Genomic DNA, 11,713 nt, shown 5'->3' with positions numbered 1-11,713 from the left:
TTACGCTTGCTCGTCGTTGGATCGAGGAGCATCAAAAGCGAATGACTCTTCATGAGCTTGCTCAGGCCCTCACCCAGCTACGAAATATGATCAAGACATATGACGTTTGAGGGGAAGGGTCAGGGTCTGACCCCGGTGGGGGATCTGGGCAAATTATTGCTGATTAAAGCTCTGACCCCGGTTTGTGGGGCGCCTGCCCGGCCAGCGCCTTCAGCGCGAAAAAAAAACGCCCCGGAGGGCGTCTTTGTCGATGTGGCCGAAAATTACTTGGCGTTCATCAGTGCAACCGTGGTGTCCAGCATGCGGTTCGAGAAACCCCACTCGTTGTCGTACCACGACGAGACTTTCACCAGGCGGCCCGACACCTTGGTCAGCGTCGAATCGAAATTCGACGAGGCCGGGTTGTGGTTGAAGTCGATCGATACCAGCGGCTCGGTCTGGTACGTCAGCACGTCTTTCAACGCGCCTTCGGATGCCGCTTTCATCAGGGCATTGACTTCGTCCACGGTGGTGTCGCGCTTGGCGATGAAGGTCAGGTCGACCAGGGAGACGTTGATGGTCGGCACGCGGATCGCGAAACCATCCAGCTTGCCATTGAGTTCAGGCAGCACCAGGCCGACCGCGGCGGCGGCGCCGGTCTTGGTCGGGATCATGCTCATCGTGGCCGAACGGGCGCGGCGCAGGTCTTCATGCATCACGTCCGACAGCACCTGGTCGTTGGTGTAGGCGTGCACCGTGGTCATCAGGCCGGTTTCCAGGCCGATCGCGTCGTTCAGCGGCTTGACCAGCGGGGCCAGGCAGTTGGTGGTGCACGAGGCGTTCGAAATGACCGTGTCGGTCGCTTTCAGGACGCCTTCGTTCACGCCGAACACGATGGTGGCGTCGACATCCTTGCCGCCCGGCGCCGAAATGATGACTTTCTTGGCGCCGCCTTTCAGGTGGGCCGAGGCTTTTTCTTTGGTGGTGAAGAAACCGGTGCACTCCAGCACCACGTCCACGCCCAGCTCGCCCCATGGAATTTCAGCAGGATTGCGCTGCGCGAACACGCGGATCGCGTCGCCATTGACGATCATGTTGTCGCCTTCGACCGTGACGGTGCCCGGGAACTTGCCGTGCGCCGTGTCGTAACGGGTCAGGTGCGCGTTCGACTTGGCATCGCCCAGGTCGTTGATCGCCACGATCTGGATGTCGTGTTTCTTGCCGCCTTCGTAGAAAGCGCGCAGGACATTGCGGCCGATACGGCCATAACCGTTGATTGCAACTTTGATCGTCATTACTTTGCTCCTGAGTGATAAAAATGGGTGGGCGGCGGCGCCCGGGCGCCGCCTGCGCTTCAATTAGTTCGTCAGTACCGACTTGACCTTGGCAACCACGTTCTCGACAGTGAAACCGAAGTGCTTGAACAGCACCGGCGCGGGCGCCGATTCGCCAAAGGTGTCGATGCCGACCACGGCGCCTTCCAGGCCAACGTATTTATACCAAAAGTCGGTGACGCCCGCTTCGATCGCCACGCGCGGCACGCCACGGGTCAGTACGCTGGCCTTGTAGGCGGCGTCCTGGCGGTCGTACACGTCGGTCGACGGCATCGACACCACGCGTACCAAAATGCCTTCGGCGGCCAGCGCGCTGGCCGCCTTGGTCGCCAGTTCGATTTCCGAACCGGTGGCGATCAGGATGGCTTTGGCGCCGGCGACGTCTTGCAGCACGTAGCCGCCGCGCGCGATGTCGGCGATCTGGGCCGCGGTGCGTTCCTGGAACGGCAGGTTCTGGCGCGAGAAGATCAGGGTCGACGGGCCATCCTTGCGCTGGACGGCGGCGCCCCAGGCGGCAGCGGACTCGACGGTGTCGCACGGACGCCAGTTGTCCAGGTTCGGGATCAGGCGCAAGGACGATACGTGCTCGACCGACTGGTGGGTCGGGCCGTCTTCGCCCAGGCCGATCGAGTCGTGGGTGAACACGAAGATCGAGCGCAGTTTCATCAGCGCGGCCATGCGCAGCGCGTTGCGGCTGTAATCGGAGAAGGTGAGGAAGGTGGCGCCGAACGGAATGTAGCCGCCGTGCAGGGCGATGCCATTCATGATGGCGCTCATGCCGAACTCGCGCACGCCGTAGTTGATGTGGTTGCCAGGTTTACCGGAACGCAGTGCGATGCACTCTTTCCAGTTGGTCAGGTTGGAACCGGTCAGGTCGGCCGAGCCGCCCAAAAATTCCGGCAGGCTCGGCGCCAGCGCCTGGATCGCGTTCTGGCTGGCCTTGCGGGTGGCGATGTTTTCTTTCTTTTCGACGCAGGCGGCAATCGCCGCGTCCAGGGTGGCGTTGAAATCAGCCGGCAGTTCACCCTTCATGCGACGCTCGAATTCGGCGGCCAGCTCGGGGTATTGCGCGCGGTAGGCGGCAAATTTGGTGTTCCACTCGCCTTCCAGCGCGGCGCCGTGCTCTTTCGCGTCCCAGGCGGTGTAGACCTCGGCCGGGATCTCGAACGGGACCGAGGTCCACAGCAGGTGCTCGCGCACGGCCGCCACTTCCTTCTCGCCCAGCGCGGCGCCGTGCACCTTGTCGCCGCCTTGCAGGTTGGGCGAACCCTTGCCGATGATGGTCTTGCAGCAGATCAGGGTCGGTTTCGACGACAGCTTCGCTTGGCAAATAGCAGCGTCGACCGCCGCCACGCTGTGGCCGTCGACGGCGGCGATCACGTTCCAGCCGTACGATTCAAAGCGTTTCGGGGTGTCGTCGGTGAACCAGCCTTCGACCTTGCCGTCGATCGAGATGCCGTTGTCGTCGTACAGGGCGATCAGGCGGTTCAGGCCCAGGGTGCCGGCCAGCGAGCACACTTCGTGCGAAATGCCTTCCATCAGGCAGCCGTCGCCCAGGAAGGCGTAGGTGTAGTGATCGACCACGTCGAAGCCCGGCTTGTTGAATTCAGCCGCCAGCAGGTATTCCGACAAGGCCATGCCGACCGCGTTGGCGATGCCCTGGCCGAGCGGGCCGGTGGTCGTTTCCACGCCTGGCGTGATGTCGACTTCCGGGTGGCCCGGGGTCTTCGAATGCATCTGGCGGAAATTCTTCAGGTCGGCCATGGTCAGGTCGTAGCCCGACAGGTGCAGCAGCGCGTAGTGCAGCATCGAGCCGTGCCCGTTCGAGAGCAGGAAGCGGTCGCGGTTGAGCCACTTCGGATTGGACGGATTGTGCTTGTAGTGGCCGGCCCACAGCGCCACCGCGATTTCCGCCATGCCCATCGGCATGCCTGGGTGGCCGGAATTAGCCTGTTGCACTGCGTCCATTGCCAGCGCGCGGATCGCGTTGGCCATCAAAGTGGTAGGGAGCGTCGTTTTCATGGGTCGAATCTGTGAGGTCGTAGGATTGGAAATGCGGGTGGCGCTGCTTGGCGTACCGGGTCAAGTATTTTACCAGACCATGGGGTGGCGAATTAAAATGAAGCACTTGCCGCGTCCGCCGGCCTCAACTACGCCCTCAACTCTTTCACAGGATTTCATGCCCCGTTTCTATTGTTCCGTGCCGCTGGCGGTTGGACTGACGCTCGACCTGCCCGAAGCGGTCGCCCACCATCTGCACGTGCTGCGCTTGCAGGTCGGCGCCGAATTGTGCCTGTTCAATGGCGATGGCGGCGAATACATCGCCCACCTGGCCAGCGTGGACAAGCGCCGCGCCAGCGTGACCGTCAAGGCGTTTGTGGCGCGCGATGTCGAACTGCCCTACCAAATCACCCTGGCCCAGGCCCTGCCCGAAGCTTCCAAAATGGACTGGATCATCGAAAAGGCGGTCGAGATGGGAGTGGCGGCGATCGCCCCGCTGGCGGCCCAGCGCTGCGTGGTGCGCTTATCTGGCGAGCGCGCCGAAAAGAAACTGGCGCACTGGCAGGGCGTGATCGTGGCCGCCTCCGAGCAGAGCGGGCGCAACCGCCTGGCGCGGCTGGCCCCGGTCGACGACCTGCACCAGTGGAGCGCCCAGCAGGACATGCACAAGCGCATTTTGCTCAGTCCGCGCGGCGGCCAGTCGCTGGCCGACTGGGCCAGGCACCAGCCGCCGCAGGCGCTCTCGTTGATGATCGGCCCGGAAGGCGGCTTCAGCGTGCAGGAAGAAGACCATGCCATGGCGCGCGGCGCGCTGGCGCTGTCGATGGGGCCGCGCATCCTGCGCACCGAGACCGCCGGCATCGCCGCCGTGGCCGCCCTCAATGCCCTCTGGGGCGGCCTGTAACACCAGCGCCATCGTTATACACTTATCTGCGGTCCATCTTGTTTCACCGGTTGTCCATGGCGGCCCCGTGCCGCTATCAAGGACATGTTCGTCCAGAGTTGAGGGTTTCGACCCTACTCCGTGGCTCGCCGATACTCGCACAAGCACATCCCGGCGCTTCCCCTACAGAAAAATCGTTTCCTTACTTACTACCGTTCGCGAACGCGATCCGGTAGATAGGGCCAATGGGAGCTAAAGCCAATCCACCGAACTTAAGCACTCCCCCGCCATTGGCACTACTTTAGTTGAAATAGTTCTTGACAGAATCGCCGCTTCGCGCGGCCGCCGCCCTGATTGCGAGGCTTTTTTCGCGAGCAGGGCGGCGGCCAATGAAGGTCTTTTTGATCTTCATTGGCCGCCATGTCGTTACCTTCTCTGTTTGCCGCATTTTCCGCCCACATGCACTCTGCTCAATTTCGTGATCTTGCCCGCCACGCCGACGCCGGTAACGCATTTGTGCGGCGGCGCAAGCTGCCACTGCCGACCCTGATTGCAGTGATGCTCACTGGCATGCGCAAGTGCATCCAGACGGAGCTTGATGAATTCTTCGCGCACCTGCAACAGCAAGCACAACTGGCGCGGCACGTCTCGGAGCAGGCATTTTCCAAGGCCCGCTCCAAGCTGTCCGCCACCGCCATCCCCTCGCTGAACGACTGGCTCATTGCACGTGCCGATGCCGATGGCTACGTTCCGCGTTGGCACCAGTTGCGCCTGGTAGCCGCAGACGCGTCAACCCTGCGTTTCGGCTGGCGTGACAGCCACGTTCCCCGTGCCGCCAGTGCAGATCAGATCGCCTTCGGCCTCTATCTTCCGGGCGCCGAAATGATGCTGGCAGCGTCGCTGCACAGTGTCCAGGAGAACGAGCGTCAGATGCTGTTTCAGCATCTCGACAGCCTCAACAGCGACGACCTGTTGCTGATGGACCGGGGCTATCCGTGTCGCTGGCTGGTAGCTGCGCTCAACGCGCGCAATATCAAGTTTTGCATGCGCGTTGAAAAGTCCGGCAACGCCGGTTTCGCCTGCGTACGCGATTTCCTGCTCTCGGGCCAGCACGATCAGATCGTCACGCTGGCCGCACCAGATCGCCGCGATGCAGCCGACTTCGAGTGTCCCGCCGAACCCCAGCGGGTACGTCTGGTGCGACACGTCGCATCGACTGGCAAGGTGCGTGTGTTAATGACGAACCTGTTTGATTCGGATGCGTTTCCGGCCGACGTATTCGGCGACCTTTACCACCAGCGTTGGCGTATCGAAGAGGCCTTCAAGCGGCTCAAACACCGGCTCAATCTGGAGCACGTCTCGGGCCTGTCGCAACTGGCAGCAATGCAGGACTTCGCTGCAAAGATCCTGTGCGATAACCTGCAAGCGCTACTGACACAGGCTGCATCAAGAAAGTCGCCGCCATCGCCAACCCGCAAAATTAACCGCGCCGCCGTTCATTCCATTCTCAAGCCGCTGCTGCCGTCGTTGCTGCTGTGCGAGGTGGTCGCCATGCTGTTACATGACGCACTTGACCTCATTGCCCGACGAACCTACTCGCACCAACCAGGTGTGATGAAAACGAAGCAAAGGAAGAATCGGAATGGACCGAAGCCGCATAAATCGATGGCAAACAAACCATGCTGAATTCAGGCGCTGCTAAGTTCGGTGGATTGCCTGCGTCCGGCCTAACTTGAGTACACAATTCACAATTGCATTACACGATAACTCCTAAGCAAAAAATCTGGCCCAATGCCCTTTTGAGTGGAAGTTGACAAGCCGCGCTTTGCCCTTCCTGATGCACGGCCGGGTTGCAGGTCGCAAGGGTAACGGCATTTTCGGTGCGGTCAAGGGCGGGCGGAGCCCGGCGCAGCGAACCCTTGAGGGCATCGAAAAAGCCTTTACGCTCAAGGGCTTAGGGTTGGATGCGGGGTTGGCATCCGGCCCGCGAGCCCGTCCGGCGGCAAGGACTTCCCCGCCCTCGGGGGCGGGGCTAGGGGCGGGGGAATCCGCTCGGTTTGGCAGCATCACGCATCCGCCGCCGTGTCAATTTCCACTCGCAACGGCATAGAGCCAAAAATCTTCTGACCGTAAAAAACATCAATTGGCCACAATTTGCTGCCACTTTACCCTTAACGAATAAAGATTCAGCATAAATACTACAGTGGAATCAATCCTGCCCTGGATGCGACAAAAATGTAAGATTCACTGTTTACATTAAAAAACTTTACACTTAATATCTTTGCATGATTGTTTAAAAAATATATTCTCCTGCATAATGGCAAGCACCGATAAAAATTCACCGCTGTTCCGTCCAGAAGTAACGGCCTCTCTGAGTCAGCAGTGGATGGGGGCGATCCGATTGGCTCAGCCCATTTCCGGTTGGCTCATCGCCTGCATTGCCACCATGATCGCCACCGCCTTCATCGTATTTGCCGTAACTGGCAGCATGACAAAAAAGGCGCGCGTCAGTGGCGTCCTAATTCCCGTAGGAGGCAGCATCAGCATTGTTGCCCCGAATGCAGCCCTACTTATTCAAAGCAATGTCAAGGAAGGTGATCGCGTAGCTGCCGGTCAGCAACTGTTTCAACTTTCTACAGAGCGCCAAAGCGGGGGCGGGGAAATTACGGCGCTGGTTGCTCAACAGTTGATCACACGGCAGCAAACGCTGGAGGCCGAGCAACGCCTGCGCACAAGCAACGCGAACGATAGAACCGCCGCTATTACGCTCCGGTTAAGCAACATGACTACTGAAGCGACGCAACTGGAACAGGAAATCGTCCTCATGCAGCGCCGTCAGAGCTTGGCACAAGACAGCGTCGACAAGTACCAAACGTTGCAAGCCAACGGTTTCGTCTCGAGCGCACAGGTTCAGCAAAAACAGGAAGAAGTGATCGACGTTGCCTCTCGTCTGAGCAATATTGAGCGCACGTTCTTGCAATTAAAGTCAAACCGAATTGCGCTGGAAGCGGAACGACAGGCATTGACCAACAGCCTTGCTACCGAGCAAGCTCAATTAAGCAGGGCCATCGCTAGCTTGCAACAGGAAATTGCCGAGAACGGGGGGCGCAAAGCCATAGTCATCACGACCAGCCAGGCAGGCACGATAACCACTTTGACCAGCCAACCTGGACAATCGCTCATTGGAGGACAAGTTCTGGCTACCTTGATCCCGGCGGCCGGAAGCAGCCACGGCGCTCAGGCCGATCCGGCGAGCGGCATAGTGACTGCCTCCATACTCGAAGCCCACCTGTATGCACCAAGCCGTACCACGGGCTTCGTCGCCAAGGGGCAGAAAGTCTTAATCCGCTATCAGGCTTACCCGTATCAAAAATTCGGCTTGCAGAACGGCACGGTAACCGACGTCAGCACGACGCCGTTCGCGCCGTCGGAACTGCCGCCCAACTTGGCCACCACGATTCTCAGCAGCGTCCAGCAAAATGCGATGGGGGCCGCCAGCGGCGAGGCTTTGTATCGCATCAAGGTCAAACTTGATAAACAATCCATTGAGGCCTACGGCCAGAATCAAGCGGTCAAGCCCGGCATGACACTGGAGGCGGACGTGCTACAGGATCGTCGAGCGATCTGGGAATGGGTGATGGAACCGATTTTGGCAGTGGCGCGCAGGTAAAGCGCGCATGACTGTAAAAATTTGGCGCAGCGGATGAGAAGTCTCTCACCCGCTTGCCAAAAGCGGTGCAAGGGGCGCAATCCCATGCACAGCAGCAACTCCATACTATTCGGTATGGTACAACCCAAGAAGAAAGATATCACAATGCGTGTTATTTCGAGTAATGAAGTCATGGCTGTATCCGGTGGCGGTGGGTGGGAGGATATGATGAAACTGATCCACGAGACGCTGGATGGTTGGTTCGGCCCTCCAATCCAGAGCGTTGAAATCCGTGGCGTCCGTATGACGGACACGCAAAAGAACGCCTACGACATGGCAGGGGTGATGGAAACTTATCAGCAGGCTCTGCCGGGGTGCGTAATCACCATCGCGTATCAACCTCCGGGCGACACTGTCGCCTCGGGTGCTGGCGCAAATGGTCCCATTCCGACAGCGAACGTTACCGTGACCTCCACGATGGGCACTTGGCTCCCGACGGCTAAATGCGGCCCAAAAGATAAGGAAGATATTCCTTGATGCGCACTTCGGTGATGCCCTTGGATAATCATCACCCACGGCCGCCGATCAGCAGATAGATTCGCTGCAGGACATGGCAAGGCCGTCACCATACGGTCTTGCCAACATGCGCACATCACATCAGGTAGTTTTCTAATGAGTATTTTGAATTTAGCATTCGCGACAGCGCTGGCATTGAGTATTGGGATGGCACATGCCGCATACACGCCCAGCGCGTTACGCGCGACAGGCATTCCTCTAACCCAGCTTGTACTGTACGATCAAAGCAATGCGACTATAACAGTCATTGGAGAAATAACCCCGACACTGCTCCAATCGTTCCGCGCGCAGATCGTCCAGCATCCCGACGTTACTCAGTTGTATATCGACTCAGGCGGCGGCACCATAACCAGCGCGATAGACATGGCGCGCATCCTTTACGAGCGCGACATTTCTCTTGTGGTCGACGGGCGCTGCCTATCCGCATGCGCCAATTTTCTTTTTGCAGCTGCAAGACGGAAATCTGTTTTACCTGGCTCGATAATTGGCATCCACGAGACGACAGTCTCGTATGTCGATCAACGGGCGGAAGACATTCCAAAATCCACTTCGGGGCATGAAGCCGACAAAGTATTACGACCAGCACTAAGTGCTGATCACTTGAAACAATGGAATGAATTGCAGCGCAAGGAAAAGGATTTTTACCGCGATTTCGGCATTAGACAGGATTTGCATAGCGCCTATGCAAATTATGTTTCAAATAGAAAAAAATTACTCGGTGTCAGCAACATCGATACCATTCCTGGCAATCTGCTGTGTCCACGTTTGCGCAGTTGGGCGTTAAGTAAGGACCAGCTAGTGTGGATGGGCGTAAAAGGGATCGATCGTTTTTGGTTTCCGCAGAATGACATGGAAAAGCAGCGCCTGTCCAAAACACTCGGGTTGTCACCTGATTCGCTCTATGTGGGCAGCTCTCACAATTTGCAACAGTATTGCACGGGTTTTTCGAAGAGCGGACTTGCACGGCAATGGTATGGGCTGCGCACCCTTATCAAAGGCCTGTAGTCTACAGCGCCGCCGCGTTACACCGGAATCTCAAAAAAGGCTATTTACTGCATGAAACCAATACTTCAATCCGAATCCAGCGAGTGCGGATTAGCATGCATTTGCATGATCGCCAGCCATTATAGCCACCATACCGATCTGTCGGAGTTGCGCCGCCGATTCTCCGTGAGTCTGAAGGGTGCGTCGCTAATGCACTTGATGCGGCATGCGGCGGCACTGCATCTGTCGACACGTCCGTTGCGTCTGGAACTCGATGAAATCACGGACTTGGCACTGCCATGCATCTTGCACTGGAACTTGAATCACTTTGTCGTCCTCAAGAAAATCGAACGGAACTGGAAGGGCAAGCTTCTCCTGGTAATTCTTGATCCTGCCGTCGGTGAGCGGCGCGTCAATCTGATGGAAGCCTCGCGCAGCTTTACTGGTGTGGCGCTGGAACTGACACCCAGCGCTGCGTTTGAAGCGAAGGATGAACGCAAAAAGATATCGATTCGCAGCTTGACTGGCCATGTAATCGGATTGCGACGCGCATTGGTGCAGGTGATTATGCTAGCCCTCGCGCTCGAAGTTTTTGCGATCGCCGCACCGCTGTTCAACCAATTTGTGATCGATGATGTCATCGTCAGCGGCGACAAGGAGCTGCTCACCGTCTTGGTGGGCGCCTTCGCCCTGATGCTTGTTACCCAGACATCGATCAGCTTGGCGCGCAGCTGGTTCCTCATGCGCTGGAGCATGGACGTCGGTTTCCAATGGGGTGGCAGGGTCTTTGGTCACCTCATCCGCTTACCAGTATCGTATTTCGAAAAACGGCATCTAGGCGACATCGTATCCCGTTTCGGCAGCATCGGCGCGATCCAAGGTACTTTGACCAGCCTGTTCGTCGAAAGCGCCTTGGATGGACTGATGGGGTTGTTGGCTTTCGGGATGATGTTGATGTATAGCCCTAAATTGACCGGTATCGTCCTCGTTGGCGTGATACTGTATGCTTGCCTGCGCTGGGCGTTTTATCAGCCGTTTCGGGAAGCCTCGCAGGAGCGCCTTGTGTTATCGGCCAAGGAAGGCAGCCACTTCTTGGAGACCATGCGCGCAATTACGCCACTCAAGTTGTTCGGACGCGAGGGTGAACGTAGCGGACGCTGGCAAAACTTGCGCATGGATGTGCAGAATCGAGATATCCGTACCCAAAAGATGTCGATCCTTTTCAAGGTCACCAACACCACGCTGTTCGGTGTTCAGAGCCTGGCGCTGTTCTATGTAGGTGCCGGTTTGGTCATGCAGAACGCACTCAGCGTCGGAATGCTGATGGCATTTTCGAGCTATGCCGGCACGTTTTCAGGACGCGTCTTTGGCCTGATCGATTTGTTTGTAAGCGTCCGCATGCTCAGCATGCACAGCGAACGTCTTGCCGATATTGTGATGGAAGAAATCGAGCCGGAATTGACCCACGAAACCGATTTGTCGCGTCTCGACAGCACGCTCACACTCAAAGGCGTCAAGTTCCGCTATGCCGAAGGCGAGCCCTGGGTACTCAACGGCATCGACCTCACCATTCCTACCGGGCAGAGCATTGCCTTGGTGGGACCTAGCGGCTGTGGCAAGACGACCTTGTGCAAAATTATACTAGGCTTGCTCAAGCCGACAGAAGGTGATGTCTTGATCGGCGGCATACCGATCAATCACATCGGACTGAGCGCGTATCGACGCTTGGTCGGCACTGTCATGCAGGAAGATGTATTGTTGGCAGGTTCCGTCCAGGACAACATCAGTTTCTTCGATCCGCAGATCGTCGTTGACCGTGTCCAGCAATGCGCCCTGTTAGCCGAAATCCACACTGAGATTTCCGCTATGCCGATGGGCTACCAAACCTTGGTCGGCGATATGGGCAGTAGCCTGTCGGGTGGTCAGAAACAACGCGTTCTGCTTGCCAGGGCGTTGTATAAGCAACCGAAGATACTTGCGCTGGACGAGGCCACCAGTCATCTCGATATCGAAAATGAACGCAAAGTCAATCATGCACTGGGGCAACTCCCACTGACTCGCATCATGGTCGCGCATCGTCCAGAAACCATTAACGCGGCAGAACGCGTCGTTGCTTTACAAGATGGTTTGACTGTCGAAATTCGAAGCGCTTCGCCAATTGAGCCCGCCGTTATGGCAGCCTAGCCTGAATGTTGCATAAACCGCCGCCGCAGCGTCACTTTTCCGATGCCGGAGTTTTTCAACTTAAATCGGAATGTCGCGGGCGATAGCGTCCCTACCCAATTGAACGGGACATTCAATGAAGCG

8 protein-coding genes are annotated in these 11,713 nt (G+C 57.8%); 6 read left to right on the top strand and 2 right to left on the bottom strand.

Annotated elements, in window-relative coordinates:
- Positions 1–263: 263 nt before the first annotated feature.
- Both gap and tkt read right to left on the bottom strand, forming a co-directional pair.
- Positions 264–1,274 carry a type I glyceraldehyde-3-phosphate dehydrogenase gene (gene gap, locus F2P46_RS34620; RefSeq protein WP_166898900.1) on the bottom strand — a complete coding sequence of 337 codons (1,011 nt, stop codon included), beginning with the start codon at positions 1,272–1,274 and terminating at the stop codon, positions 264–266.
- Between the two features lie 63 nt (positions 1,275–1,337).
- Positions 1,338–3,335: a transketolase gene (gene tkt, locus F2P46_RS34615; protein WP_166898899.1), complete on the bottom strand. Its 1,998-nt coding sequence runs from the start codon at positions 3,333–3,335 to the stop codon at positions 1,338–1,340.
- A gap of 157 nt (positions 3,336–3,492) precedes the next feature.
- Here tkt and F2P46_RS34610 point away from each other — a divergent pair, with 157 nt between their 5' ends.
- From F2P46_RS34610 to F2P46_RS34585, 6 genes are all read left to right on the top strand, one after another.
- Positions 3,493–4,218, top strand: coding sequence for a 16S rRNA (uracil(1498)-N(3))-methyltransferase (locus F2P46_RS34610; RefSeq protein ID WP_166898897.1), 726 nt, complete (start codon positions 3,493–3,495; stop codon positions 4,216–4,218).
- Positions 4,219–4,617: 399 nt separating this feature from the next.
- Complete coding sequence (locus F2P46_RS34605) at positions 4,618–5,883, top strand: IS4 family transposase (protein WP_166898902.1); 1,266 nt, start codon at positions 4,618–4,620, stop codon at positions 5,881–5,883.
- Between the two features lie 631 nt (positions 5,884–6,514).
- A complete protein-coding gene (locus F2P46_RS34600) occupies positions 6,515–7,867 on the top strand; it encodes an HlyD family secretion protein (RefSeq protein WP_166898895.1) in 1,353 nt (450 codons plus the stop codon).
- Positions 7,868–7,951: 84 nt separating this feature from the next.
- Positions 7,952–8,383, top strand: coding sequence for a hypothetical protein (locus F2P46_RS34595; protein ID WP_166898894.1), 432 nt, complete (start codon positions 7,952–7,954; stop codon positions 8,381–8,383).
- A gap of 135 nt (positions 8,384–8,518) precedes the next feature.
- Entirely contained in the window at positions 8,519–9,427 is a 909-nt protein-coding gene (locus F2P46_RS34590; protein WP_166898892.1) for an ATP-dependent Clp protease proteolytic subunit, read from the top strand.
- Between the two features lie 51 nt (positions 9,428–9,478).
- On the top strand, positions 9,479–11,590 hold the full coding sequence (locus tag F2P46_RS34585) for a peptidase domain-containing ABC transporter (protein WP_166898891.1): 2,112 nt from the start codon (positions 9,479–9,481) through the stop codon (positions 11,588–11,590).
- The last annotated feature ends 123 nt before the right edge of the window (positions 11,591–11,713 follow it).

The sequence above is a fragment of the Massilia sp. CCM 8734 genome (genome assembly GCF_011682155.1).
Taxonomy (GTDB): Bacteria; Pseudomonadota; Gammaproteobacteria; order Burkholderiales; family Burkholderiaceae_D; genus Telluria_A; species Telluria_A rubra.
This window is presented reverse-complemented; position numbering and strand designations above follow the sequence as displayed.

Coding starts and splice junctions, on each gene's coding strand:
- gap (WP_166898900.1), bottom strand. CDS start 1,274: ATGACGATCAAAGTTGCAATCAACGGTTATGGCCGTATCGGCCGCAAT.
- tkt (WP_166898899.1), bottom strand. CDS start 3,335: ATGAAAACGACGCTCCCTACCACTTTGATGGCCAACGCGATCCGCGCG.
- F2P46_RS34610 (WP_166898897.1), top strand. CDS start 3,493: ATGCCCCGTTTCTATTGTTCCGTGCCGCTGGCGGTTGGACTGACGCTC.
- F2P46_RS34605 (WP_166898902.1), top strand. CDS start 4,618: ATGTCGTTACCTTCTCTGTTTGCCGCATTTTCCGCCCACATGCACTCT.
- F2P46_RS34600 (WP_166898895.1), top strand. CDS start 6,515: ATGGCAAGCACCGATAAAAATTCACCGCTGTTCCGTCCAGAAGTAACG.
- F2P46_RS34595 (WP_166898894.1), top strand. CDS start 7,952: ATGCACAGCAGCAACTCCATACTATTCGGTATGGTACAACCCAAGAAG.
- F2P46_RS34590 (WP_166898892.1), top strand. CDS start 8,519: ATGAGTATTTTGAATTTAGCATTCGCGACAGCGCTGGCATTGAGTATT.
- F2P46_RS34585 (WP_166898891.1), top strand. CDS start 9,479: ATGAAACCAATACTTCAATCCGAATCCAGCGAGTGCGGATTAGCATGC.